This window comes from Sphingomonas sp. (assembly GCF_036388435.1).
Taxonomy (GTDB): domain Bacteria; phylum Pseudomonadota; class Alphaproteobacteria; order Sphingomonadales; family Sphingomonadaceae; genus Sphingomonas.
Genome location: NZ_DASVRV010000009.1, coordinates 35,766 through 62,372, shown reverse-complemented (window position 1 = coordinate 62,372; position 26,607 = coordinate 35,766). Strand labels below are relative to the sequence as shown.

Annotated in this window: 22 protein-coding genes and 1 tRNA gene; 5 read left to right on the top strand and 18 right to left on the bottom strand. The window is 68.3% G+C overall.

Going from position 1 to position 26,607, the window contains the following annotated elements; genetic code table 11:
• Positions 1-67: 67 nt before the first annotated feature.
• The 9 genes from VF592_RS02390 to VF592_RS02350 form a co-directional block, all read right to left on the bottom strand.
• Positions 68-2,167, bottom strand: coding sequence for a GumC family protein (locus VF592_RS02390; RefSeq protein WP_331003998.1), 2,100 nt, complete (start codon positions 2,165-2,167; stop codon positions 68-70).
• Between the two features lie 55 nt (positions 2,168-2,222).
• The gene (locus VF592_RS02385) at positions 2,223-3,530 is read right to left on the bottom strand and encodes an outer membrane beta-barrel protein (protein WP_331003997.1); all 1,308 of its coding nucleotides are present in this window, start codon (positions 3,528-3,530) and stop codon (positions 2,223-2,225) included.
• Positions 3,531-3,535: 5 nt separating this feature from the next.
• Positions 3,536-4,114 carry a polysaccharide biosynthesis/export family protein gene (locus VF592_RS02380; RefSeq protein WP_331003996.1) on the bottom strand — a complete coding sequence of 193 codons (579 nt, stop codon included), beginning with the start codon at positions 4,112-4,114 and terminating at the stop codon, positions 3,536-3,538.
• A 44-nt stretch (positions 4,115-4,158) separates the two neighbouring features.
• A complete protein-coding gene (locus VF592_RS02375; protein WP_331003995.1) occupies positions 4,159-5,577 on the bottom strand; it encodes a sugar transferase in 1,419 nt (472 codons plus the stop codon).
• A 584-nt stretch (positions 5,578-6,161) separates the two neighbouring features.
• Entirely contained in the window at positions 6,162-7,658 is a 1,497-nt protein-coding gene (locus VF592_RS02370; RefSeq protein ID WP_331003994.1) for a hypothetical protein, read from the bottom strand.
• A gap of 80 nt (positions 7,659-7,738) precedes the next feature.
• Positions 7,739-8,002, bottom strand: coding sequence for a spike base protein, RCAP_Rcc01079 family (locus VF592_RS02365; protein WP_331003993.1), 264 nt, complete (start codon positions 8,000-8,002; stop codon positions 7,739-7,741).
• Positions 8,003-8,092: 90 nt separating this feature from the next.
• Positions 8,093-9,361 (bottom strand): oligosaccharide flippase family protein, encoded by a 1,269-nt coding sequence (locus tag VF592_RS02360; RefSeq protein ID WP_331003992.1) that lies wholly within the window; start codon positions 9,359-9,361, stop codon positions 8,093-8,095.
• Complete coding sequence (locus VF592_RS02355; protein WP_331003991.1) at positions 9,358-10,473, bottom strand: glycosyltransferase family 4 protein; 1,116 nt, start codon at positions 10,471-10,473, stop codon at positions 9,358-9,360. The genes VF592_RS02360 and VF592_RS02355 overlap by 4 nt, the downstream gene beginning before the upstream one ends.
• Position 10,474: 1 nt before the next feature.
• On the bottom strand, positions 10,475-11,563 hold the full coding sequence (locus tag VF592_RS02350) for a glycosyltransferase family 4 protein (protein WP_331003990.1): 1,089 nt from the start codon (positions 11,561-11,563) through the stop codon (positions 10,475-10,477).
• A gap of 108 nt (positions 11,564-11,671) precedes the next feature.
• On the opposite strand from VF592_RS02350, the gene VF592_RS02345 reads away from it, so the two are divergent.
• The 5 genes from VF592_RS02345 (at position 11,672) to VF592_RS02325 (ending at position 16,560) form a co-directional block, all read left to right on the top strand.
• Positions 11,672-11,938, top strand: coding sequence for a hypothetical protein (locus VF592_RS02345; protein ID WP_331003989.1), 267 nt, complete (start codon positions 11,672-11,674; stop codon positions 11,936-11,938).
• Positions 11,939-12,013: 75 nt separating this feature from the next.
• Positions 12,014-13,138: an acyltransferase gene (locus VF592_RS02340; protein ID WP_331003988.1), complete on the top strand. Its 1,125-nt coding sequence runs from the start codon at positions 12,014-12,016 to the stop codon at positions 13,136-13,138.
• Positions 13,138-14,460: an O-antigen ligase family protein gene (locus VF592_RS02335; protein ID WP_331003987.1), complete on the top strand. Its 1,323-nt coding sequence runs from the start codon at positions 13,138-13,140 to the stop codon at positions 14,458-14,460. The genes VF592_RS02340 and VF592_RS02335 overlap by 1 nt, the downstream gene beginning before the upstream one ends.
• Positions 14,461-14,464: 4 nt before the next feature.
• Positions 14,465-15,262, top strand: coding sequence for a glycosyltransferase (locus tag VF592_RS02330; RefSeq protein WP_331003986.1), 798 nt, complete (start codon positions 14,465-14,467; stop codon positions 15,260-15,262).
• Between the two features lie 143 nt (positions 15,263-15,405).
• Positions 15,406-16,560 (top strand): acyltransferase, encoded by a 1,155-nt coding sequence (locus VF592_RS02325; RefSeq protein ID WP_331003985.1) that lies wholly within the window; start codon positions 15,406-15,408, stop codon positions 16,558-16,560.
• Here the strand turns inward: VF592_RS02325 and VF592_RS02320 are convergent.
• The 9 genes from VF592_RS02320 to VF592_RS02280 all read right to left on the bottom strand — a co-directional run bounded on the left by VF592_RS02320 (position 16,517) and on the right by VF592_RS02280 (position 26,597).
• Positions 16,517-17,497, bottom strand: a complete 981-nt coding sequence (locus tag VF592_RS02320) for an SDR family NAD(P)-dependent oxidoreductase (RefSeq protein WP_331004045.1) — start codon at positions 17,495-17,497, stop codon at positions 16,517-16,519. The genes VF592_RS02325 and VF592_RS02320 overlap by 44 nt on opposite strands.
• A 2-nt stretch (positions 17,498-17,499) precedes the next feature.
• Complete coding sequence (locus tag VF592_RS02315) at positions 17,500-19,035, bottom strand: GMC oxidoreductase (RefSeq protein ID WP_331003984.1); 1,536 nt, start codon at positions 19,033-19,035, stop codon at positions 17,500-17,502.
• A 144-nt stretch (positions 19,036-19,179) separates the two neighbouring features.
• Complete coding sequence (locus VF592_RS02310; RefSeq protein ID WP_331003983.1) at positions 19,180-20,481, bottom strand: UDP-glucose/GDP-mannose dehydrogenase family protein; 1,302 nt, start codon at positions 20,479-20,481, stop codon at positions 19,180-19,182.
• 151 nt (positions 20,482-20,632) lie between these two features.
• Complete coding sequence (locus VF592_RS02305) at positions 20,633-21,454, bottom strand: hypothetical protein (RefSeq protein ID WP_331003982.1); 822 nt, start codon at positions 21,452-21,454, stop codon at positions 20,633-20,635.
• 122 nt (positions 21,455-21,576) lie between these two features.
• Positions 21,577-23,508 carry an acetate--CoA ligase gene (gene acs / locus VF592_RS02300; protein ID WP_331003981.1) on the bottom strand — a complete coding sequence of 644 codons (1,932 nt, stop codon included), beginning with the start codon at positions 23,506-23,508 and terminating at the stop codon, positions 21,577-21,579.
• Positions 23,509-23,629: 121 nt separating this feature from the next.
• Positions 23,630-25,687 carry a TonB-dependent receptor gene (locus VF592_RS02295; protein WP_414714137.1) on the bottom strand — a complete coding sequence of 686 codons (2,058 nt, stop codon included), beginning with the start codon at positions 25,685-25,687 and terminating at the stop codon, positions 23,630-23,632.
• A 12-nt stretch (positions 25,688-25,699) separates the two neighbouring features.
• Positions 25,700-25,861 (bottom strand): hypothetical protein, encoded by a 162-nt coding sequence (locus VF592_RS02290; RefSeq protein WP_331003980.1) that lies wholly within the window; start codon positions 25,859-25,861, stop codon positions 25,700-25,702.
• 147 nt (positions 25,862-26,008) lie between these two features.
• Positions 26,009-26,082 (bottom strand) — tRNA-Gly (locus VF592_RS02285).
• 89 nt (positions 26,083-26,171) lie between these two features.
• Positions 26,172-26,597 carry an organic hydroperoxide resistance protein gene (locus tag VF592_RS02280; protein ID WP_331003979.1) on the bottom strand — a complete coding sequence of 142 codons (426 nt, stop codon included), beginning with the start codon at positions 26,595-26,597 and terminating at the stop codon, positions 26,172-26,174.
• Between the last annotated feature and the right edge of the window lie 10 nt (positions 26,598-26,607).

The following is a 26,607-nucleotide window of genomic DNA, read 5'->3' as shown; positions in this document are numbered from 1 at the left end:
GTGATTAACGGCGAGCACACCAAGACTTAGCGCCAGCGCGCCAAGCAGCTTCACGCGGATCATCGCGTCAGGTCGCGGCCGTGTAATAGTCCTTGTACTTTGCATAATAGAAGGCCGGATCGCCGTAACCGAAGCGCGATTGCTTGGCGAGGTCGACCATGGTCAGCGACACGCCCGCGATCGGGGCGCCGACCCTGCCCAGAATGTCGAGCGCCGCCTCCACCGCGCGACGCGACGTGGATCGCCACCGTGCCACGAACAGCACCGAGTCGACCTGCGGCGCCAGCAGCCGGGTGTCGGCGATCGGCAGCACCGGCGCCGAGTCGAGCAGCACCAGATCATAGGCGCCGCGCAGATCGGCGAGCAACGCGGCGAACGACGCGCCGCCGAAGATATCGACATCGGCGTCGCGCGCCAGCGAGGCTGGCAGAATGTCCAGCCCCGCGACCGGCGAGTGGAGCACGACCGAACGCCAGTCGCGTCCCCCCGCCAGGATCTCGCGCAGTCCTTCCGCCGGATCGCCCATCATCGCCCGCGTCGCCGAGCGGCGGCGCTGATCGCAATCGACCAGCACGACCCGGCGGCCGGTATGCGCCGCCATCGCCGCGAGGCACAAAGCCGCGGTCGTCTTGCCCTCCTTGGGCAGGGCGGACGTGACCGCGATCACCTGGTTGGGCTTGCCGTCGACCGGTCGGCTGATCGCGGCGAGCAGGTTCTTGTGCATCTCGCCGAAAGCGGTCGTCGGCGAGGCGATCATCCGCTGAACGAGTTCGGCCGACCCGGCCCGCTGGTCGGCGCCGGCCAGGCCGGCCGAGCGCGCCGTCGGCAGCGATGGCAGCGCTTCGAGGTCATATTGCTCCTCGATCTCCTGCGCGGTCGAGAGATGCGGCGACAACATCGCCAGCGCGGTGGCCACCGACACGCCCGCGAGCAACCCCGCGAGCAGCCCGAGCGCGACGTTGAGCTTGGTGTTCGGCTTGAACGGCGCGGCCGGCACGGCCGCCGCCGATACCACGCTCGAATCCGCCTGCTCGGTCCCCAGCTGGGTCTGGGTCTGCTGATATCGGTTGAGATAGGTCTCGTAGGTCGTGCGAAGCGCCGCGGCGCGGCGTTCGAGTTCGGCGAGCTGGGTCGCGGCCCGACTGTTGCGATCGAGCCCCGCCGCGTTCGACCCCGAACTCGACTCGAGCGAGCGACGGAGGTTGGACGCCGCCGCGGCGCGTGCGCGCAGATCGGCCAGGCGCTGCTGACGACCGGCCGCGACCGCCTCGCGCGCGCGCCCGGTCTCGCCGGAGATCGCCTGGTTGATCTGCGCGAGCCGCTGCTGCGCGGCGATGTAGCTGGGATGACGCACGCCGTAACGCGCCTGGGCCGCGCTCATGTCCTGCATCGCGGTCGCCTGCTGGGCACGCAACGTACCGAGCGAACCCTGAGTGTTGGCGGTGTCGAGGCTGTAGCCCGCACGCTCCGCGGCGGCGAGTTCGCCCGCGGCGGCGGCCTCGGACGCGCGCGCCGTGGCCAGCTGGTCGTTGATGGTGGCGGCGCTCTGCTCCGCCAGGTTCGAACCGTTGGCGCTGGACAGGTTGTTGCCGATCCGGAATTGCTGCACCTGCGCCTCGGCGTCGCGCACCTCGCCCGCCATGCCGGCGACACGCTGACGCAGCAGCCGGTTGACGCTCTCCGTGGCGGCGCGCTTCCGCTCGCGCTGCATTTCCGTGTAGGCGACGGCGGTGGCGTTGGCGAGCGCGGCCGCCCGCTCGGGCGAGCGCGAGGCGACCGCGATGTCGATCAGGAACGTCAACCCGACCCGGCGGATGTCGAGCGCGTCCTCGAACTTGCCGACGGCCGCGTCGAAGGTGCCGGCACCGAATTCGGGATCCGCCTGAAGCCCCCGATCGCGCGCGACACGGGCGGCGACCGAGCGCGACTCGAGGAACTCCACCTCGGTGTCGACGATTGTCTCGTCGCGGGTCGGCAGGCCCGACATCACGTCCTGGTTGGCGGTGAAGCTCTGCGTGCGGGGTTCCACGATCACGCGCGCGGTGGCCTGGTACATGCGCGGGGACAGGAGGCTGTACAGCAGCCCGGCACCCCCCAGAAGCAGCATTCCGATCAGCATAAAGGGAAGCGAGCGCCGTGCCACGGCCTTCAGATATTCGAGCGTCACGGAAACGGCCTTTCTATACGGTGGCGACGCGGAACAACGGGACCGGTCATTCCGCTCAGAGCTTCCACGCCAGCCCCACGATCAGTTGCGTGCGGCTGAACTCGTTCAACGCCGCCGCCGGGTCGCCCGTGCTCACGAAGACCTGGTCGGCGCGCGCGAACAGGTCGAACCTGCGGCTGGCGACATAGCGCGCATCGACGCCGGCGGAGGTACGATCGTCGACGCGGTCGAGCGTGGAATAGCTGAAGCGCGCATGCTCGACCCGCGCCGCCAGGTTCAGGTTGCGGAGCAGTTCATGCGTGACCTCGCCGCGAAGCCGGGTCCGGATCGCGCCACCCGCGAGCACGGTGCCCGTCTCCGCACTGTCGCGCCGGATATCGAAGCGCAACGTCGTCAACCCGGTCGGCACCCAGGCGAGCGAGGCGCGAAAATACGGCACGCTCGGACCCCGCAGCGGTGCGCGATACTCCTGCTTCAGATAGCCGGCGGCGAACTCCACCCGCGTAAGCGGCGTCGGCCGGAACCGCGCACCCGCATAGACCCTCCAACCCTGGGAGTCCCGGTCGATATCTCGCCGGACGTCGAAGTCACGCCTATTGACCTCTCCCCCGACATACACCGCCGTATCGGCGCTCAGCGTGTACCCCGCGAGGACGGCCGGGGTGATTCGGGTGAAGCTGCGCGTCCGCTGCTCCAGCAGGAGCGTCGGCAGGCTCGCGCGGCGATTGTCGTGATAGGCGAGCCGGTCGACCTCGATCGAGGGAGCGATCACGAACCGCCCCGGGGTGGCGATGCCCGACACCGTCGCGAGCACACGCTCGAACGCGATGGGAGAGCGGCTGTCGCGCGGGCTGAACAGCGCCGCGCGATCCTCGATGAAGCGCCCGCCCTCGATGCTCGCCCGGATCGCGGCGGTCGGGCCGAGCGGCCGATCGATCCTGACGCCGCCGAACAGCTGCTCGACATTCTCGGTCGCCTTGCCGGCATAGCGGACGGCCGTGCCGGTCGCGAAGGCCCGCAGGCGGTAGCGCCCGCTGTCCGACGTCAACGTCGCCGACGGCTGCACCACCAGCCCGATATCGGCGCCCTGATCGACCGACAGCAGGCGCACATTGCTGTTGCCGATCGCGCTCAGCTCGACGCTTGGCCGCAGCGTGAAGCTGCCCAGGCGAACGCCCACCGACGCCAGTTCGGGACGCTGGGGCCGCAAAAAGGGATCGGCGACGTCCGGTGCCTCGAACGCGTCCTGCGCGGCATAGACCGGATCGGGAACATCCTGCGCCCGAGCGGCGGGGGCCAGGAACACGGCCGCGACCCCCGCCCCTACACCGGCAGGGAGCGTCAACCGGGCCGAGCTGAACATCCCGCTCAGAAGTAGCGCTCGAGCACGCGTACCGTGTCGCCCGGGGCGAGCGGCAGGGCCTGGTCGGCCTCGACGATCGCTTCGGCGCCCGCGCGCGCGCGGCGGATCGCGACGGCGTTCATCCGGGCGCGGTAGGTATAGCCTCCCGCGAGCGCGGCCGCCTTGCTGAGCGTCATGTCGGGCGCATAAGGAAAGGAGCCGGGCTTGTTGACCTCGCCCAATACGTAGATCGGCTGGAGATTGACGATCTCGGCGGCGATACGCGGCGACTGGTAATAGCCCTCCGACAGACGCGCCTCGACCGCGCGGGCGAAGTCGCCGATCGTCAGCCCGCCCGCGCGCACCGCGCCGATAAGCGGCAACGACACCGTCCCGTCGGCCGCCACATCATGCTGGCCGGTGAACGAATCCTCGCCATAAAGCGACAGGCGGATCCGGTCCCCAGGCCCGAGCGTCGCCGCCGATATCGGCTGCTGCCGCTGGAATTCCGCCGCGCTCAAAACCGGGGCGGACGTGCCCGTCGCGCAACCCGTCACCGCCAATGGCGCCATGAACGCCAAGGATGCGAACGCCAACCGATTCATGTTAAACCCCCACCTGCGCCGAGCGCGGCCCCCGCCAGCGTCGATCAATACGCGTTCTTGTGCACCAGTACCAGCGCGGTACGGATCAGAATTGTGAGGTCGCGCACGAGCGTCCAATTCGCCACATATTCAAGGTCGCAGCGCAGACGATTGGCCAGATCGTCCTCGTGATCGGTCGCGCCGCGATACCCACGGACCTGCGCCAGACCGGTGATGCCCGGCTTGATCGCGTGTCGAAGCCAGTAACGCTGGTCGATCTGCCAGAATAGCTGGCTTCCCGCCAGCGACCCCAGCGCATGGGGGCGCGGACCGACCAGGCTCATATCGCCTTCCAGAACATTGAAGAGCTGGGGCAGCTCGTCGATCGAGGTCGCGCGGATGAAGCGCCCCACCCGCGTGATGCGATCGTCGCCGCGGCTGGCCGAACGCGCACCGTCGCTATCGGCCAGTTCCACACGCATGCTGCGGAATTTATAGACATCGAACAGGCGGTTGCCGCGCCCCATCCGACGCTGCCGGAACAGCACGGGTCCGCGGCTGTCGAGCTTGATCGCGATCGCGACCACCAGGAATATGGGGGTCAGGAGCACGATCACCGGTACGCTCAGCGCCAGGTCGAGCATGCGCTTGATCACCCGGTTGCGCAAGGACAACGGGCCGGCCGAGACCTGGATGCCGACCAGGCCCAGATCGGGCTCGTCGTGGAGCGGGGCCACGCCGTGGAGTTCGGGCACGAGCAGTTCGCCCCAGCAGCCGGCGCCCTTCAGGTAAACTGACCAGCGCTCGCGCCGCTCCGGCGGACAGGACACGATCACCCGATCGGCGCCGGCGATCAGGCTGGAGAAATTGTGCAGCATGATCGGGTTGTGCACATCGGGCACGAGGCCGATCCGCTCCGCGTCGATCAGCTCGAAGGTCGCGGGCAGGTCGACCGCGCGCCCGTCGACCACCAGCACGCGCCGCATGAAGCGCTTGCCCACCACATCGCGCACCACCCAGGTGATCGGCAGCCGCGTGGCGGCGAGCAGCACGAAACTGATCCCCGCGCCCATGAAGAACACCGCGCGCGAGATGTCCGCGGACTCCTTCGCGGCGAAGACCACCAGAAGATTGAGGGCCAGCGTCACGGCGAGGGCGGTCGCCATCCGACCGACCGCGCGTCCGGCGGACATCGCGGTCTCATAGGAATAAACCCCCGAATAGAAGCTGACGAGCAGGAATATCGGCCCGCCGACCGCGAACAATGTCGCGTCGACCGTAACGCCCACGACACCGTGGCGCAGATAATCCGCTATCGTGAAGCCCAGCCCGAGCGCGAGCAGGTCCAGCGCGGCCTGTGACAGGTAGACCAGCGAGCGGACCACCTGCGTATCGAGCGCGCCCGAACCCCGCGGCCGTCTGGGCACCGCTTCGGCCGGCATCGAAAGCCGCTGTCCCACCATGTCGATCGCGCCGTTCGGCAATGAAAAACTCCTGCCCCCATTCACCAGAAACGATGCCATGAGCGGCACGACGTCCCGGCGCGGAGACTACCGAAAACATCTTATCATTTCGAGCAGGCGCGGCGACGAATATTTACAATTATGCGCCGAGTTCGGTCGTTGTCGCGAAACGATGCGCTTGGTCCGCGTCGTATCCGATCAAAGAACAGTCCACAAACCCTGGTGAGTGCTGCTATCGCTTTATGATCTCACGCGAAAGATAAGGCTGGGCGCAGATGAAGGCTGCCGCGAACAGTTAAAAAAACAGGCTGAGCACGCCGGCGCAGGCCGCGGCCAGGGCGACATATCCCAGGATCCTGGAACACCAACGCGACAGAGTGTCGCCAAGCGGCATGGTAGCGACCGCCCAATCGGCGGGGGCGCCACCGTCGTCACCCTGGCTTGTTATGACGTTCACGACCGGCACTCTCCCCACCCGCCCTGGCTTCCGTCGCGCTGGCGCCGGTCCGGTTCACGAATTCCAAGCGACCACCATGATGTTCACCATGTTCGTTTGCAATGCCGACTTTGGCGACAGTCGCGATATTTCGGCAACGTCGCGCCCGCTAGGTTACCGTCAGCGCGCCGGACGACACCCGCACCTCGCCGCCCCGGTCGTTGCCGGCAGTCGACCGGACCGCCAGCGCGCTCCCGCTATCGGCGGCCTGTATCATATAGGCCGTCGACCCCGCGGCGGCCGTCGCGGGAGCGATCGCGCCGACCTCCGTCGTCCCTCCCCGAATCACGTGAAAGCGGCGTGTCAGCCCGCCCCCGACGATCGTCGCCGGCACGGAACCGATGCCGAGCGTGGCGCCGACCGCCAGCGGCCCGGCGGCGGGCGTCGTGGTCGGCAGCGCGAACAGGACCGGTCGCCCGGTGGTGAAGACGGCCGAGGCATTGGCGGCCGGGCCATAGGCGGCTTCGTCGGTATAGACCACGTTCAGCCATGCGATCCGGACCTCGACATCGACTCCGCTCCTTTGCATCCCGCGGATGACCAGGTCCGTGTTGAGCGCGAGCGACTGCACCGCGATCTGACGCGGTCTCGCGGTGCCGATCGGGCCGACATAGGCGCTCCCGCCGCCCCATGGTCCGTGCGCGGGATTATAGGTCTTGCCGAAGCCGGTCGACTGTCCGCAATGGAGGCCGAGCGAGGCGAGGCCCACCGGGTCGCCCCCGGCGGCGTCGCTGATCTCGACAAAGGCGAAACAGATCGGGCTCTTGCCCGTGGTCGCGGTGCCCGCCGGATGGGGCGTCGCGAAACGCAACTGCACATCGCCGGTGGCCGCCGCGCCCGCCGGATCGGCGGTGACGCTGCCCGACAGCGAAAGGATCTGACACGGAACCTCCGGCCGCGAGCGCAGGAATCCCGCCGTCCGCGAGGCGGTCGCCCCCGAGTTGTTCGTGAGGACGCCCAAGGTCCCCATGTTCCAGTTCGTGTTGAAATTACCGGGCAATTGCCCGCCGCCGTCGAAGATGCCCGCGCGGTCGAACAACGCGGCAAGCGCCGACCCTCGTGCCGACCCGAGGGCGCGCGCCGATCCCGCCCGGTTGGGGTGAACCCCGTCCGAAGACTGCGTCGCGTCCTGCGGATCAAAGGCCGCACCGTCATCCAGCAGCACCAGGTCGGGCGCGACGCGCATCGCCAGCCCCTCATTATACCGCGCCACCGCCGGCGCTTTCGTGCCGATCGCCGAATTGGTGCCGGCCTGTTTCGCGATCGCGACCTTGCCGCCCGACACCCGGACCTCGCCGATCACCGCGTCGAGGCGGGCGAGCAGCACGTCCCCACCTGCCGCGTCGGGGCTGATCGCCGCGTCCGACAGATCGTTTTCCACGTTCATGATCAGGGCGACGCCGTTGGTGGAACAGGATTTCACGGGCGCGATGCGATCGATCAGGTGCGACAACCGATCGCCGCCGCGCGCCTGAACCAGGCCGAGCGTCGGCGATCCCCGACACCCCATTCCCATCCATGTCCATTGCGACACGTCGATCGCGCCGACCTGCGCGCCATAACTGTTGTCGGCGAGCGTGAACGGCGCCGACAAGGGCAAAAGCATCGATGCCGGGGATGGCGGAACCGGCAGGCCGGCAAGCGGCCGGCGAGCGCGCCGCCCCGCGGCATGACCATGCCCGCGCATCAGGCTTCGCCGACCAGGTCGCCCGCGGTCGTTCCGCTCGCGCGCACATGGCTGGCGCAGACGACCAGGTAATTGCCGCTCGCCACGTTGCGATAGGTCACGTCGTTCGTCGCGTCGACGCCGCGCAGCACCACGGTGCCACCCGTTCCGACATAGATCGCCTTGGTCGCGGCCGGCAGACGCTCGGTGTCGCTGGGGATGATCGCGAACGGTGCGCGCGAGGGCGCGATCGCGCTATCGGCATAATGCTGGGGATCGGACATGGACCGGAAGCTCCGCTTCGAGAACGAGGCCGCCCGAGTCGCCGGACGGCGACGTTTCCTATATGTTCGCCGAAAAGCTGTAGGACAGCGCTATTTCCGGGGCCGTGCCGATCCGCCTCCCCGGCGGCGGTAGCGGTCCATCAGCAGAACCGAGAGCCCGTCCCGCAACGGATACTGCAACCCGAGCAGGACCAATGCCATGACGGGCGGCGAGAGCAAGGCCGCGGCGAGAAGGATCACGGACGCGCCGGTCGCCAGCGCATGGGCCTTGAACGAATGGCTCGCCACCGACTCCTTGTTGAGCGCGAAGGCCTGGGAGTAGATCGCGTGGAGGATACCCGGGCCGTATCCCAGGAACAGGATCACGGTCACCCACCGCCCATCGCGGAATCGCGCCATCACGGGCAGGAATTCGAGCGCGATCAGGAACGACGCCGCGCAGACCAGCCCCAGCACCGTGAACGCCGCCGATACCCGGCGCAGCATCGGCCAGCCCGGCATCCGGTCGACGAAACGCCGATAATAGATATAGAGCGCCGGTTTCAGCGTGTTGTACAGGAACCGGCCCGTCGAATAGCTGAGCGTATAGATCCCCAGGAACGTGAGTCCGAACACCTGTCCGACCAGCAATTTGTCGACATGTTCCAGCGAGGCGGGAAACATGTTGGCAAAGCTGTAGGTCCGCGCCTGGCCCGCGGCCGGGCTGCGCAGCATCGCCCACCACCGCCCCGGGATCGCGCCGAACGCGACGCGTTTGCGCGAATGGACGAAAAAGAACAGGATGTTGCACCCACCCATCACGGCGAGTTGCCCCAGCACCGCGCCTTCGACTCCGGCGCCGGCCGCGAACAGCGCGACGAAGCCCGCCAGCGCCGCGCCGTATTTCACCGTCTCCACCAGGAAAAGCCGCTGGAACCGCCTCCCCGCCTGCAGATCGGCGATGTAGGAATCGAAGGGGTAGATGAACGCCGAGATCAGCGCGATCGCGACCAGCGCATCGGGAACCCAACCGCCCGCCAGCACCCGGTCGACGGCCCAGGCCGCCAGCACGACGCCGAACGCGGCGAAGCCGAATACCACGCGGTTGGCGAACACCGCGGTGCTCGCGTCGCGGTCGTCGTCCACCACCGCGCGCAGGAAGACCTTGTTCGATTCGAACATCGAGGCGAGCGCGAGGAGGCTGTAACAGGAAAAAAGCGTCCGGTACGCGCCCGTCGCGGCCAGGCTGGCGCCGAAGCTGAGATACAGCACGATCGCATAGTTCATGCTCCCCTGGAGCGCCGCCGCCGCCATCGCGAACGGCCCGCGCGCAAGCCAGTCGAGCAGGCCCGCCCGGCGTCCGCGAAAAACGGCGGTCACGCGATCTCCGCGTAGACCGCAGCCTCGGCCGCGGCATAGCCGCGCAGTCCGAAGCGCGCCTCGATCAGCGCGCGCGCCCGCGCCCCGACGCTCGGGTCGCGCGCCTTCTTCGCCCGCGTGATCGCTCGCGCGATATCCTCGGGCGAGAAGCCGTCGATCAGATAGCCCGTCACCTCGTCCTCGATCAGATCGGTCACGCCGGGAATGCGCGACGCGACGCAGATCAACCCCGACGCCATCGCCTCGATCAACACCTTGGGCAATCCTTCGTGCAGGCTGGGCAGCACGAACATCGCATGATGTCCCAGCCGGTGCGCGAGCGCGACATTGTCGATCTGTCCCGCGAACTCGACCCGGATCGGCAGTTCGGCGGCAAGGTCGCGCAGTTCCGCCTCACCCTCGCCGCGCCCGACCAGCACCAGGTCCGCGCCGGCCAGCGCACAGGCCCGGAGCAGGGCCGCCAAATTCTTTTGCGGTCGCATCCGCCCGACGGCGATCAGCGGCGCGTCGAAATCATGATGTTCCTGGGCGATGAACGTGTCGACATCGACATAGGTCGGCAGCAGCCGGACCTTGCTCGCGACGGCCTTATCCCGCCCGAAATGGTCGGCGGCGTCCTTCGACGTGACGATCACCCGCGCGGCCCGGCGTGCTCCGGCCCATTCGACGGTTCGGGCGGCCAACGCCTTGCCGCGCTCGTGGTTCAGCGCGAAGCGGCGCGACAGCACATAGCCCAAGCGCAGCACCAGCGGCCGTCCCGTCAGCCGCGACGCCAGGATCGCCGCCCAGGCGCCGGATATCTGGTTGGTCTTGAGCATCGCGCTTTCGGCGATGGCGCGACGATGCGCCAGAACGCCTCGTATCGCCCAATTTGCGGCGCCCCTTCCCCGGCGCGGAGCGAGGATGTCGATGCGCTCGTACAGCGGCTCGTTCCGCGCGCGCGCCGCGATGAAGTCGCGGTCGCGCGCATCATAGGAGAAGAAGCGCACGCGATCGAACGCGCCCGCGCGCAGCAATTCGCGGTAGACGAGGATCTCGCGCGAGAACACGCCTTCCTCATCCCACCAGCAGAGCGACTTTCCCGCCGACAGGAAGACCGTCAGGATCCGCATGTCAGCCGTCCGCGGGCTCGAGGCCGAGCTGGCGGTAGATGGCGGCCGTCCGGTCGGCGACGCCGTCCCAGGTCGGAAAGCGGGCCCGGTCGGCGACAAAAGCATCGCGGTGGGCGTCCACCCGCGCAAAGGCGTCGGCGATCGCCTGGGGATCCTCCGGATCGAAATAATGCCGATCGTCGATCCCGAAATCGCGATTTTCCGGGATGCCGCTCAGCACCACGGGCGCGTTCCAGCTGATCGCCTCCAGCACCGCGTTCGAACTGCCCTCGTGGATCGAGCTGTTCACATAGCAATGCGCGCCCCGGTAGAGCGGCCCCAGCGTGGAGCGCGGCAGGCGGCCGAGGAGCTTGACGCGGTCATTCAGATGCGGGCGGACCAGCTCCATATAGGCCGGGTCGTCGACACCCCCCGCGATCGCCAACGTCACGTCCGGGCGCGTCGCGGCATAAAGGTTGAAGCCTTGGACGAGCCGGTGGACGTTCTTCTGCTGGGTGACCCGCCCGACCGCCAGGATGTATCGCCCGGCCGGCAGTACCGGCGCGACCTCGTCGACGAAATCGGCATCGGTATCGGTCGCGTTGGCGATCACATGGACGTTTCCGGAGATGCCCCGCCCCTTCAGCCGATCCGCGAGCGCGGGCGTCACCGCGATCACCGCATCGGCGAAGCGAAGCTGATATTCCGCCAGCAGAAACCCCGCCCGCCCGACCGCGCCCCATTTGGGCAACAGGTAATCCGCCGACCCGTAGCGCACGACCGTCTTGGCCCCCATCGCCTTGTAGGCGAGCAGCAGGATCGCGGAGCCCAGCCCCTGCATATGGACCAGATCGGGGCGGAGCCTGCGCGCGAGCCGCAGCGCATGGGCGTAATAGACGAGCTTGTCGGTCCGAAGGATGCGCGAATCGGGGGCGCCGACCAGCTTCACGCCGCGATAATCGGCACCGCGTACGTTGCTCGCGAGCCCACCCAGCGTCACGTCCCACCCGCGCCGGACGAGAAGCGGAAACAAGCGCTCCGCATTCTTCTCGGCGCCGCCCTCCACGTCGGGAATACCCCGCGCGCCGACGACGAAGATCCTGTTCTTCAACCTCGTGCCCCTTTTCGGCAGCCTGGCGTCGAGTGTGCCCCATGCGGCGACAAGGCTTTGTTAACGCGGCTGCCCGATACCTTGGCCTTCCGCAAAAGGACAGTCGCGATGAACCAGCCGCTCGCCAAGCCCGCAACGCTCCGGTCGGCCGCGCCCGGTGTCGAGCCGCAGGCGTTCACCGCGGGAGGCCCCGTCGCGGCGCTCCACGAGACGATCCAGGCGAGCTTCGCGACCCGCATCGACATGGCGACGAGCCTGCTGCCGGAACACGGCCCCGATGCGGTCCAGCGCGCGGTCGCGGAAGCGTCCCGCCTGCTCGGCCCGCTGTCGCTCGCGGCCGCCTATGCCTTCCTGACGGTGCGCTTTCTCGGCTGAGCCGGCGGAGCGGATCGATTGCGCAGTGGCGGCGGGTCTGCCATTGACGCGCGGTCCAGCCGAGGAGCAGGCCCGATGACCCAAGCATCGCCGTCCGGGCGCATCCAGCAACTTCAAAGCCTGCGCTTCTTCGCCGCCGCCGTGGTGCTCTACGGACATGTGCTGATGGAGATGCGCCAGCATGGCAGCGGTTTCGGCGGGTGGACCTATGATCTTCCCTGGGGCGGCGGGGTCGACATCTTCTTCGTGATCAGCGGCTTCATCATGCTGTTCATCTCCGGCTCCGTCCCGCGCACCGCCAGGGCCGCGGCCGACTTCCTGATCAAACGCGTGTTGCGGATCGCGCCGCTCTACTGGTTCTTTACCCTGCTGATGGCGCTCGTCGTCGCGCTGATGGCATCGCGCGTCGCCCAAGGCTCAGTCCGCGCGGACGAACTGGTCCGCTCGCTCCTGTTCATTCCTTATGTCCGCGACGGCGAGCAGTCGGCGCGGCCGTTACTGGGCCAGGGCTGGACGCTCAATTACGAGTTCTTCTTCTACACGTTGTTCGCGCTCGTCCTCGCCCTGACCGCGCGTCGGTTCCTGTGGACGACCGTGATCCTCGCGGCCCTGACGCTGGTGGGCGCCCTGGTGCCGCTTCCCCCAGCGCTCGCCTTTCTGTGCGGTCCCATCCTGCTGCTCTTCGCCGCGGGTCTGGCGCTGGCGCATTGGCACGGTCGGCTTCCTCGCCATGGCACCCCGGTCGCGATCGCGATGATCCTGGGGGTGGCCCTGTGGTCGGCGACGGTCGCGCGTACGCAGGACCCGGACCCGTGGCTGCGACTGGTCCTGCGCGGCGTTCCCGCGATCCTGCTCGTCTATGCGCTGCTGCTCTGGCGTTCGCCGCCCCGGGCGCTGACGCACGGCACGCTGCCATTGCTCGGCGACGCGTCCTACGCCTTGTATCTGTCGCACCCGTTCGTCGTGAACGCGATGCTGATCGCCTTTATCGAGCTTGGGCTCGAACTCGGCGGACTGTTCGCGATCGTCACGGCCCTTGCCGCCATCGCGGTATCCGTGATCGTCTTTTACCTGCTCGAAAAACCGCTCCTTCGCTGGACCACGCGCACTTATCGGCGTTCCACCTTCGGCATCCGGGGCGGCGGGAAGATCCCGGTTCGCGCCGATTCGCTCGCCTTTCAGCCGGACGCGCGGTCGTGATGCAGAACCCAGACGCGCGGCCCGGCCCGCTTCACTGGTGCGCCCTCGCGCTGTTCGCGGTCACCGCGATATTGTCGATTGCCGCGGTTCGCCTATCCATCGGGCCGTTGCCGATCCGCATCGCGACGTTGCTGGCTTCGGGTGCCTGCTTGGCGCTTGCCGACGCCGGACGTTTTCGCGACGCTGTCGGGCGCTCGTGGCGGCTGATCGCGGTAGTGGCCGCGGTCGCGACGCTCGGCGTGGTGGTGAGCATCCTCGCCTCCGCACCGCCGGCCGACCTCGCGCAGCAGGTCATCGAAATCCATGTCCAGGCGATCATGTCGGCGGTGATCGCCTATGCCCTGGTGCTGCATTTCGGCGTCGGGCCGGTGCTCGGCTGCTTCCTGGGCGCCTATGCGCTTAGTGCCGTGGTCGCGCTCGGCCAGGTACTGGGTGTCGATCCGGCCTGGGAGGCCCGCGCCGCGATCGGCCGCCTGATGCGCGATCCCGTGCTGACCCAACACTGGTATGTATCACGCGAACGGGCCCTCGGGCTCTCCTTCTCGCCGGTCCATTTCGGGACGCAGACATGCCTTGCCCTGGCGGCGTCGACCTTTCTCCGTTTCGCCAGGGCAGGCGTCGACGCGCGGCGGCTCGACTGGACCTTGGTCGGGATCACCTGCCTGCTCGTGGCGCTGGCGGCCGTGACGGGCAACCGATCGCCGCTCTTGGGCATGCTGTTGTTTCTGATCATTTATGGCCTGATCACCGCCCCCAGGCTGGTGCTGATCGCGCTTCCGCTGCTGCTGCTCGCCGCGATCGCCCTGCCGCTGCTGCTCGACGATCTAAGCCAGGCGGGTGTCCGGGTGGCCGAAACGGAAGATGGTTCCTCGGCGGGACGCGCGACCTTGCGGGCCTTTGGCTGGTTCCTGATCGGGCAACGCCCTATCGGTTACGGTCTGACCTTCGACAGTGTCGAGCATTGGGCGTCGTTCGCGCATCGTTCCATCTATATGGACAACCCGCTGACGTATCGGCAATGGGCGATCCACAATTATTATCTCAACGTGATGGCCAAATATGGCGTGCTGATCGTCGGGATCGCGGCGTTCATCCTGCCGCGGAACCGCGTCCAGGCGTGGCTCTGGTTGGGCTTCGTGCCGTATCTGGTGCATATCTTCTATCACAATGACGGTCCGATGCAGGGCGACTTCCTGATCTTCTTCATTCTTCCTGCGGCGCTGTTCCTGGCCTCGCGGTCGCCGGGCGTCGGCGGTGAGCGCTCCGCTCGCGCCGCATCGGGGCGTAGCTGGCGCCGCGCCTTCGCCGAGCCGGTGGCCTGAGCGCATGCGCACGGCCGCGATCATGCCGACCCTCGCCGATCCGGGCTGGGATCGCCACCTCCCCTCGTTGTTCGCCCAGACGATGCCCGCGGATGAGGTGATCGTCGTGGTCGACCGCGCGTTGAACGAAGCCGAACGCGCCATGCTCCGTTCGGCGTGGCCCGGCGTCCGCTTCCTTTTCAACGACCGCAATCTCGGCATCACCCGGTCGCTCAACGTCGCCATGGCGGCGACCGAAGCGGACATCGTTTTCCGCGCCGATGACGACGACGAATCGCTGCCCACCCGCTTCGCCCGCCAGCTCGACTGCTTCGAGCGCACGGGCGCCGATCTGGTCGCGACCTGGGGCGAGGGCGTCGCCGAGACGGGGCCGAGCTATGCGATCCGCTGTCCCACCGAGGACGGGGAAATTCGAGCGGCACTGCTTCGGCACAACGTCCTGCTCCATCCCTCCCTGGCGTTCCGACGCGCCCGCGTCGCGGCGATCGGCGGCTATGACGAGACCTTCGTCAATGCGCAGGATTATGCGTTGTACCTGACCGCCCTGCGCGCCGGATACCGCTTCGCCGCGGTTCCGGCGGCGCTGGTCCGGCGTCATTACGGCCCCGGCAACATCACCGTCCGGCGACGCGCCAATCAGCTGATGTACAGCTGCGCCGCCCAGGTGGCGCACCACGCCGCGACCGGTGATCGCGCCGGCTTCCTGCGCACGGTCGTGCATTATGCCATGCTTGCGGCCATACCCGCCTGGGCGCGAACGGCGCGGCGCAAGCTGTTCGGCCTTGTCGGGCGGGGCGCCTGATCGCGCACATCGTTCGGCGGCCACGGGCGGCAACCCTGACGATCGCGATACGCCGGCTTTGGGGTTGCGCGCGCAGTCACGGCACGAGCGATCATATGGAAAGGGCGAGACGATGGTGTCGCCGCGATGGAGTATTCGACGAGATGTCCATACCTATGGCGCCGGGCATTGATCCGGCACCACCGGTTCCGATCGGCGGCCATGACAAGGACGATTTCATCCAGGTCTGGCGCGGGATCGCCGTCTCGCTTGTGGTTTATTATCATCTGACCGACCGTGTGCCCTACACCGCGCTCGGAGCATCCGCTCCGCCGAGTCTGCCCTTCTACTCGGGCAAGCTGGGGGTGCTCGTCTTCTTCATCATCTCCGGCTTCCTGATCGCCGCTTCGATCAAAGGATGTCCAAGCCTGGCGAGCTTCTATGCCAAGCGGGTCTCGCGCATCTGGCCGCTGTTCGTCCTCGCCGCGCTCGTCACCTTCACCTTTCTCCAGTTCGTTCCGCCACCGGCGGTCGCCTACGGCCCCAAGCCGTTCTTCACCGAGCGGCGCGGCCTGCTCGACCTGATCGGAACGATCTTCTTTTTGGAAGATCTCGGGTTCGAATGGGTGGACGGCGCCTATTGGTCGATCCTGGTCGAGCTGAAATTCTACCTGTGGATCGGCGTGCTCGCCTGGGCGAGCCCGCTGGGCTTCGGGCGAGTGTTCGCGCTGTTCGCGTTCGTGCTGGCCTTCGCGGAAATGGCGTTCCACCTGATCGGAACGCCCGTGGCGCTCGCCGCCGCACAACTCCTCAACGGCGTGTTCGTGGCGCAATATCTACCGTTCTTCGCGATCGGCGTTCTTCTATACACGGGAGGATCGCGGGACCTGCTGACGGTGAACATCGTGATGGCGATCGCCCAGTCGGGCCTGAAGATCGCGAGCAACCCGAATTTCGACCTCATGGCGACGATCTACTTCGCGATGGCGTTCTCGGCTCTGCTCGCCGTCGACGGCCTCGCGCTTCGCAGCTGGATTTTCAGGAAACTCGGCGATTACAGCTATTCCTGGTATCTGTTCCATCAGATCATCGGGCTGTCCGCGATACGCTATACCGCGCCCATGCTGGGCATCGACGCCGCCGTCGCGGTCGCGCTGGCGTTCACGCTGTCGCTCGCGGTAGCGGCGTCGAAGATCGCGGAATGGCGATTTCGCCGGATCGTCTATCGCTGGCTGATGCGGCTCTTCACGCTGCTGCGGCTCGACCGTCTCGCGCTCACACCCGGTAGAAGTCCCGGTACCATTCCACGAACCGCGTGATCCCTTCGTCGAGCATCACGCGCGGTTGGTAGCCGGTCAGCGCGTGGAGCTTGGACACGTCGGCATAGGTCGCGGTCACGTCGCCCGGCTGCATGGGGCGCATGACCTTGTCGGCTTCCCGCCCCAAGGCGCGCTCGAGCGAGCGGATCATGTCCATCAGCCCGACCGGATGGCTGTCGCCGATGTTGAGCACCCGGTGCTCGCCGGGTGTGGGCGGGTGGTCGAGCGCGCCCACCACCCCGTCGACGATGTCGTCGATATAGGTGAAATCGCGCGCCATCCGGCCTTCGCCGTACACCTCGATCGACTGGCCGGAGAGAATCTTCTGCGTGAAGCCGAAAATCGCCATGTCGGGGCGCCCCCAGGGGCCATAGACCGTGAAGAAGCGCAGCCCCGTCTGCGGGAATTTGTACAGATGGGCATAGCTGTGGCTCATCAATTCGCACGACCGCTTGGTCGCCGCGTAGAGCGACACGGGTGCGGTCGCCGCCTCGTCCTCGGTGAAGCCCTCGCCCCCCATCGGCTTGTCGCCATAGACCGAGCTGGACGAGGCATAGACGAGATGCTCGAAATCCGGCGCGTGCCGGCTCGCCTCGAGCAGCGAGAGATGGCCCTGGAGGTTGGAGCGCTGATAGGCGAACGGGTTTTCCAGGCTGTACCGGACCCCCGCCTGGGCGGCGAGGTGGACGATGCGTTTCACCCCCGCCCCGTTCACGATCGCGGCGATCCGCTCGGCATCGGCGATGTCGGCGCGCTCGAACGAGAATTCGGCCCGGCCGTTGAAGGTCGACAACCGCGCCTCCTTCAGCGCCGGATCGTAATAGTCGTTGAGGATGTCGACGCCGATCACCCGCTCGCCACGCTCCAGCAACCGGTGCGCGACCGCGTGGCCGATGAACCCGGCCGCGCCGGTGACGAGGACGGGGTCTGTACGCATGCTCAAGCCAGCTCTCCTATGGTCGTGTCGCTTCCCGCCACCTGGGCCTGCGCGCCCGCGACGCCCGATCGCAATAGATGTTCCGCCAGTCGCAACGCCAGCGCGATGATCGTCAGCGTCGGGTTCACGTTGCCCCCCGTCGGAAACACGCTGCTCCCGCACAGATACAGGTTGCTCGTCGAGAAGACGCGAAGGTCGGCATCGACGACGCCCTCCCGCGCGGTCGCGCCCATGCGGGTCGTGCCGAGCGGGTGGGACGAATCGCGGTACGACTCGTTTCGGTCCGGGTCGGGGAAATCCGGCGACCGCTCGACCAGTCCCAGCGACCGGAGCTCCGTCCCCAACAGCGCGAAATACCGTCGAAGGCCCTCCCGGTCCTCTGACGCGATCCGCCAGTCGATCTCGATGCGGGGCATGCCGAGCCGGTCGCGATCGGCCCCGATCGTCAGCCGACTGTCGCGATTGGGCCGGAGCTCGATCTTGGATGTCAGGACGAACGTGCGCGACCGGTCGAACGCGAGCGCGCCGGCGAGCACGCGCCGCGGTCCCGTCGGTATGCGCCGCCATATCGCGCGCGGGCCCGATGCGGCCTTGGACCGATTGCGGGTCGACTGGATCGTCGTCGCGAGCGCCTCGATGTCGCCCGCGCGGCGCCCGAACATCACGCAATGGTTCGATAAACCGTGACGGCGCTGAAGCGTGTCGGCGAAGCGCAGGCCGATCTGACTCTTCTTGGTCTTCCGACGGCGCAGGACGAACGTCGGATCGCGCCGGAGCTCGGGCGGCAGTTGAAACCCGGCGCTGCGCAGGCGCGGATGATCGCTGAAATAACGGCCCACGAGATCGCGGCCGTTGCCCAGCCCGGTCGCCTGCCGCGCCCGGGACGCGAGGAGCAGGCGCGGGGTCTCCAGACCACCCGCGCACACCACGAATCGGTCTGCCGAGATCAGCACCTCGCGCCCGGGATCGCGACTGTCGCAGCACCGCAACCCGGTCACCCGCCCATGCTCGTCGACCACCAGTTCCTGTGCCGTCACGCTTTCCGCGACGTCGACGCACGCCGTGGCGGCCAGCCGGCGTCGACGGGCAGCGCAGAACCGGCCATCAACATGATCGGTCACCAGGAAGTCCTTGATCTCCAACCCCGGCGCGGCGGCTATCGACGGCGCGGAGAACGCTTCCGGCGACCGGTCGAAATAATCGGGCGCGGGGTGACCGAGAAACGCGAGCGCACCGTCGTAATGGCGCTTCAGGTCCGCCGGGCCGATCGGCCAGCCGCTGTCGGCCACCCAGTCGCGCCGCTCGAAATCTATGGGATCCAGCGTGCCGCACCGTCCCGCCCAAAGGTGCAACGTCCCGCCGAACGCGCGGGCGCGGGATCCCGTGGAGTCGTAGGGGAGCCCCGTCACCTTCGCCCGGTTGAGTTCCTGATGGCGGTCGCTCGGTCTGGCCGAGCCGGTATCGACCAGCAGGACGCGCAGGCCGGCGCGACCGAGCACGTCGACGAGCGCCAGTCCGGCCGCGCCCGCCCCGATCACGCAGACCGCATAGTCGGGGCGTTCGTTGGTCGCGAAAAGGTCGACGAGTATGTCATGCCTCCTGTCACATGCGCTCCGATCTTGCGATGCTTGGGCGGCTCTTCGCTTCGCGTCCGTTCGGCGGCAACCCCGAAACGTCGCTCGCTACCGCCCGATCCCCGTATAGCTGAAGCCCGCCGCTTCGACCTCCTCGCGGTTGTAGATGTTGCGCAGGTCGACCAGCACCGGCGATTTCAGGAGCGACTTGACGCGCGCGAAATCGAGCGCGCGGAACGCGTCCCACTCCGTCACGATCGCCAGGGCGTCCGCGCCCTCGATCGCCTGATATGGTCCCTCGCAATACTGGATGTCGGGGAGCATCGGCCGGGCCTGCTCATGACCTTCGGGATCATAGGCCTTCACGGTCGCGCCCGCGTCCTGGAGCGTCTGGATGACGGAGATCGCCGGCGAGTCGCGCATGTCGTCGGTGTTGGGCTTGAAGGTCAGCCCCAGCACCGCGACCGTCTTGCCGCGCACCTCGCCCCCCATCGCCGCGATGATCTTGCGGCCCATGGCGCGCTTGCGGTTGTCGTTGACCGCGACCACCGCCTCGACGATCCGCTGCGGCGCGTCGTAATCCTGGCTGGTCTTGAGGAGCGCCAGCGTGTCCTTCGGAAAGCACGACCCACCGTAACCCGGCCCGGCATGAAGGAATTTCTTGCCGATGCGGTTGTCGAGCCCGATCCCGCGCGACACGTCCTGGACGTCCGCGCCCACTTTTTCGCACAGATCGGCGATCTCGTTGATGAAGGTGATCTTGGTCGCGAGGAACGCGTTGCCGGCATATTTGATCAGCTCGGCGGTGCGGCGGCCGGTGACCAGGATCGGCGCGGCGTTGAGCGAGAGCGGGCGGTAGACCTGGCGCATGACCTCGGTCGCGCGGCTGTCTTCCGACCCGATGACGATGCGGTCGGGGCGCTTGAAATCCTCGATCGCGGCGCCTTCGCGCAGGAATTCGGGGTTGGACACGACGCCGAACGCCGCCTCCGGATTCGCCGCGCGGATGATGCGCTCGACCTCGTCGCCCGTGCCGACCGGCACCGTGGATTTGGTGACGATCACCGTATAGCCGGTGATCGCCTCGCCGATCTCCTTGGCGGCGGCGTAGACATAGCTCAGATCGGCATGGCCGTCGCCACGCCTGGACGGCGTGCCCACCGCGATGAAGATCGCGTCGGCCCCGTCAATGCCTTCACGCAGGTCGGTGGTGAAGCGCAGCCGCCCCGCCGCGACGTTGCGCCCGACCAGTTGTTCCAGCCCGGGTTCATAGATCGGCATTTTGCCGGCAAGCAGCCGGTCGATCTTCGACGCATCCTTGTCGACGCAGCAGATCTCGTGGCCGAAGTCCGCGAAGCACGCGCCCGATACCAGGCCCACATAGCCCGACCCGATCATGGTAATGCGCAAGCTGAATCCCCCTGGCTCGACTGAAACCTCACCGTGCGCGGCTAGGCGTCCACCGCCGATGCTGGCAAGCGATTACCGGCCGCGTTGTGAAAATCAGCGCCCGTCCCTGCGTCCGCATGATTACGCGCGGACCGGGATGTGCCGTTCCCGGTCACCCGGCCGCATCGTCCACCTGTGCGGACGATTTGCGCTTGAGCAGGGAAGCCGGGCGCCGCGCGCTCGCCACCTTGAGCAGCGAATAGGTGCGATCGACATAGTTCGCGACCGCGCTCATGCCTTTCATATGCTCGTCGAGTTCGGGGGTCCGCTCCGCCTCGAACAGCCGGACGGGGCGCCCCGGATCATGCGTCTCGAACCGTACATAGAACCAGGGCTCGCCGCGCCTGAGCACCAGCTCGCGGGACGTGTCGTACCATTCGAACGCCCACATCATCTGGCGGGGCCAGATATGGATCGGCAACCGCCCGCCGATCATCGTGCCCGGCCATGGATCGGGCTGATAATGGCTGATCGGCGGCATCTGCGTCATGAACACCGGCTCGTCGCTGACGAACACATAGGGGGTGATGATCTGGACGACCGGCCGATCCGGGTGGCGCCATTCGCGCTGGTTCACCAAAGCCAGCATCGCGTTCAGGTGCTTGGACCGGATCGAGGAACGGTCGCCATCGGCGTTGACGAGCACGGGCATGCCCTTGTCGTCGCGGCGAAAGCCCAGGCGCACGTCGATCGGGCAGGTCACCTCGAACATCCGCGCCTCGTGATCGAGCACGGAGGGGCAGTAATTCACCGACTTGGCGTGCGTCGGCGCCGGATCGGCGCGCTTCACGCGGCGCGGTTCGGGCCAGATGAAGCGCGCCTTGTCGGTGTCGAGCAGCCAGCCGACCTCGACCGCGCGCGGACGCGGCGGCTCGGCCTCCGGCCGCGGATCCGCCGGTCCGCGTGCCAGCAGCGCCTTCAGACGTTCGATCATGCCGTATCCCCGACTGTTCGGCGCGATCTTGGGCGAAGCGGGCGCGGGCGGCAACAGGGCCGTCGAGCCGGCCGGAACACGCACCGTGTGCGCCGGGCGCCGCCGCACGCCCCGAAGCGCGCTTACGTCACCCGGTCGGCGACAAGCCGCGCCACGACGCCCGGATCGGCGAGCGTCGAGATGTCGCCCAGGTTCGACGTGTCGCCTTCCGCGATCTTGCGCAGGATACGGCGCATGATCTTGCCCGACCGGGTCTTGGGAAGCGCCGGCGCGAACTGAAGCGCGTCGGGCGCGGCGATCGGGCCGATCTCGCGGCGGACCCATAGACCGAGCTCGGCGCGAAGCGCGTCGGACGGGGTTTCGCCGGCGTTCAACGTCACATAGGCGTAGATGCCCTGCCCCTTCACCGCATGCGGCATGCCCACCACCGCCGCCTCTGCGACCTTGACGTGCGAGACCAGGGCCGACTCGACCTCGGCGGTGCCCATGCGGTGACCCGACACGTTGATCACGTCGTCCACCCGCCCGGTGATCCAGTAATAGCCGTCGGCGTCGCGGCGGCATCCGTCGCCGGTGAAATACCGGCCCGGATAGGTCGAGAAATAGGTCTGGAAAAAGCGGTCGTGATCGCCCCACAGCGTGCGCGCCTGGCCCGGCCAGCTATCGGCGATGCACAGATTGCCGTCGATAGCGCCGTAGAGTTCGCGGCCTTCGGCATCGACGAGCACCGGCAGGATGCCCGGCAGCGGCCTGGTCGCGGAGCCGGGCTTGAGGTCGGTCGCGCCCGGCAGGGGCGAGATGAGGATGCCCCCCGTCTCGGTCTGCCACCAGGTGTCGACGATCGGGCAGCGCCGCTCGCCCACGACGCGGTGATACCATTGCCAGGCTTCGGGATTGATCGGCTCCCCGACCGAGCCGAGCAGCCGGAGCGACGCGCGCGAGCTGGCGGTGACCCATTCGTCGCCCTCGCGCATCAGCGCGCGGATCGCGGTCGGGGCGGTATAGAGGATGTTGACGCCCAGATCGTCGACGATGCGCCACAGCCGGCCATGGTCGGGATAATGGGGCACGCCGTCGAACATCACCGTCGTCGCGCCGTTCGACAGCGGACCGTAAACCACATAACTGTGCCCGGTGACCCAGCCGACATCGGCGGTGCACCAGAATATCTCCCCCGCGCGGTAATCGAACACGTCGCGAAACGTGCTGGTGGTCCATACCGCATAGCCGCCCGTCGTGTGGAGCACGCCCTTGGGCTTGCCGGTCGAGCCGGAGGTGTAGAGGATGAACAACGGGTCCTCCGCCCCCATCGGCTCGGGCGCGCAGTCGGGCGCGGCGGCCGCGACCAGATCGTGATACCAGAGGTCGCGGCCCGGCGTCATCGCCGCGTCGTCGCCCGTCCGGCGCACCACGATCACGCGCTCCACGCCCGGGCAGCGGTCCAATGCCTGGTCGACATTGGCCTTGAGCGGCACGCGCTTGCCCCCGCGACAGCCCTGATCGGCGGTGACGACCAGCCTCGAATCGCAGTCGATGATGCGGCCGGCGAGCGCATCGGGCGAAAAGCCGCCGAACACCACCGAATGGATCGCGCCGATCCGGGCGCAGGCCAGCATCGCGACGGCGGCCTCGACGATCATCGGCAGGTAGACCGTCACCCGGTCGCCCCGGCGGACGCCCTGATCCTTCAGCACGTTGGCGAAGCGGCAGACCTCGGCGTGGAGCTCGCGATAGGTGACTTGGGCGCTGTCGCCCGGCTCGTCGCCTTCCCAGACGATCGCCACCTGGTCGCCGCGCGTCGCCAGATGCCGGTCGAGGCAGTTGTACGACAGGTTGAGCTCGCCGTCCGCATACCAGCGGATGCGGAAATCGGCTTCGTCGAACGACACGTCCTTGACCTGGGTATAGGGCCTGATCCAGTCGACGCAGCGGCCCTCCGCCGCCCAATAGGCTTGCGGATCGGCGACCGCCTCGGCGCAGCGCCGATCATGATCGGCGCGCGTCACCCTCGCTCCCTCCGCCGCCCGCCCCACGGGATATACCAGCTCGGTCATACGCCTCCTGAGCGCTTGGAGCGGTCGCTCCGTCCCGTCGGAGGATAGCACCGGCCGCGCGCGTTGAAAGCCGCGTCGTCACCGTCATCGCTCGCGAGGGTGAGGGATCGGTGGATCGGCGTCACCCGGTCCGCAATCTCAACCCGAGCCAGATCGTGCGCGGGGCCGCGCGCTCGACCAGGTCGGCGCCCGTGATCCCGGCCTCGACGCGCTCGTCGAACAGATTCTCCCCGCGCGCTTCCAGCGCCAGCGCGCGCGTGATCGGCAGGCTGGCGAACGCGTCCAGCGTCGTCGCCGGGGCGAGCCGGCGGGTGTTCTGGTCGTCCTCATACTGCCCGGCCGCGTGGCGCAGCGTGGCGGAGACCAGGCCTCTGCCCCCGCGCCAGCCGATCGTGCCGCTCACCAGATCGCGCGGCGTCTGCGCGGGGCGCAGCCCGTCCAGCGCCCCGGCGGCGCCCGACGCCGCGACCCGCGGGTCGACATGGCTCCACGAGGCGCGCGCGAAGACCGGCCCCATCGTCGCGGCGGCGTCGATCTCCAGCCCGGTCGAGCGGATCAGGTCCAGATTGCGCCGGACGCGGTAGATGCCGCCCGCCGCGACGAAGCCGACGCCGGGAAAATTGCCCGGCCCGGCGTCCGCGGTGACGTTGGCGATCGCGTTCTCCAGGCGGTTGTGGAACAGCGTCGCCGACAGCGTGACGCCGCGGGTCGGCGCCAGCGCCACCCCCGCCTCGATGCCGTCCAGCCGCTCGGGTGCGAGCTCGGCATTGGCGGCGACCGCGTCGGGGCCGACGCGGAAGGGTCGGTAGAGCTCGTTCAGCGTCGGCAGCCGCCACCCGCGATAGGCGGCGGCCCGCAGCGTGACCGCATCCGCCGCGCGCCACGCCACGCCCGCCCGGCCGGTCGCTTCCTCCCCGGACCGATCGCCGAAGCGCCGGTCCGTGAGCACGGCGCCCGTGGCGAGCGTCCGTTCGTCGAGGAACCCGTCCGCGATCCGCCACCGGTCGAGCCGACCGCCCAATGTCAGCGTGACGCGGCCAAGCTCGACGCCGCCATCGACGAAGACCCCGACCGTTCGGTTCTCGCCCCCCGCCAGCCGGCGCCGGGTGGGCGCGGCGTCGACGAAGGTGTAATTCTCCTGCGTCCGACCGTCGACGTCGCGCCAGTCCGCGCCCAGGCGCAGGTCCACGCCCTCGCCCAGCGGCGGCCGCAATTCGATCCGCGCGCCCAGCCCCGTCGCGGGGGTGTTATATTGATCCAGCGTCTGCGTGGCGTTGGTCCGGGTCGCATCGACCGCGGCGAAGCTCGACGCGAAGGCGCGGGTCTGGAGATAGGCCAGGGCCGACCAGCCCCAGCGACCGCGCCCGACCACGCGCAGGCTGGCGTCCGCGGCCTCGCTCCGGTTCGCGGTGAACGCGGTCCCGCGCTCGCGCCGGTCGGAAAAGGCGGTGACATTGGCCTGGAGCTCGGTCGCGGGCGCGACCTCGACGACCCCGCGCACCGCCGCGGACAGCTGCTCATAGGGCGCGGGCCGGTCGGCGGGGCCCCGGCGTTCGGCGACGATCGGCACGAAGCCGTCGCCCCGTGCATAGGCCCCCGACAAGGTCGCGAACCCGCGCTCCCGCTCCAGCGTCGCCGCCGCCTGCGCCTCGACCGAGTCGCGGCTGCCGTAAGCGCCCGCGACCTCGACGCTTCCGAGTTGGGCGGGGGTGGCGCTTTCCAGCTCCACGGTGCCCGCCAGCGCACCCGCGCCCAGATAGCCGCTGCCCCCGCCGCGCGTCACGCGCACCTCGCCCAGCCGGCCCGTGGCATAGGCCGGGAACGCCACCCAGCCGCCGAACGGATCGGCCTGGGGTACGCCGTCGAGGAGGAGCAGTGCCCGGCTCGACGCGTTGCCGCCGATCCCGCGCAGCGAGATGCCCTGGCTGGTCGGATTGGCGCTGCGCGAATCCGAGCGGCGGAACTGCTGCACCCCGGCAACATCGGCGAGCACGTTCTCCAGCCGGTTGGCGGCATTCTGCGCGATCCGCTCGCGGTCGACGCGCACGATATCGAACGCCCGGTCACCCAGTCGCTCGTCCAGCCCGCGACCCGTCACGACGATGTCCGGCGCCGTTTCCTGCGCGAATCCGGGCATGGCGGGCGCGAGCAGGACGACGATCGGGGCGATACGCTTCATCGGCTATTCTCTTCACAAGGTGCGCGACGATCGCAACGGCGCGGCGGCGGTGATCCGAAAGGCGAAGCCGTTCCGCTCGTCGCCCGACATCCCGCCATCGCTGCCCGCGGCTCGGATGTCGGGTCGAGCGATCGCGAACCGTGCTCGCCGGTCCAGCAGCAAGAACCCGGCCACAGCCCGCCCCGCGCGCCCTCATCCACCGCATCGTGCTTGTCCCCGACCCGAATGGCCGCGGCAATTTCATCGAGGTGATAAGGTGATCGGCAACCGCGACCGCGCTCGACATCGGTCGCGCCGACATCCGGCCATTCACGGCGATGATGGAGCGGGTGAAGGGAATCGAACCCTCGTCGTAAGCTTGGGAAGCTTCTGCTCTGCCATTGAGCTACACCCGCGCGCCGTGCCCGCTTCGTTAAACCAGCCGGTTCGGGCGTGCAAGCGGGACGGATCGCGGGGTCGGCGCGACCCCGCGATCCGCCGAACATCAGGCTATCGTCAGGCCGACATCGACATTGCCCCGCGTGGCGTTGGAATAGGGACAGACGACGTGCGCGGCCTGGACCAGCCGCTCCGCATCGGCGCGGTCGACGCCCGGCAGGTCGATCGTCAGGTCGGCGGTGATGCCGTACCCGCCCTCCGATCGCGGGCCAAAGCCGATCTCGGCTGTGACGGTGGCGTCGGCAGGAACCTTGACGCCCTCCTTGGCCGACACTGCCTTCATCGCGCCCAGGAAGCAGGCCGAATAGCCCGCCGCGAACAGCTTTTCCGGATTGGCGCCCGCGCCACCCGGGCCACCCATCTCCTCGGGCACGACGAGCTTGACGTCGACCGATCCGTCGTCGGAACGCGCGGCGCCGTCGCGGCCGCCGGTGGCGGTGGCGCTGGTCTTGTAGATCACGGTCACGGGCATGGGGATCGCA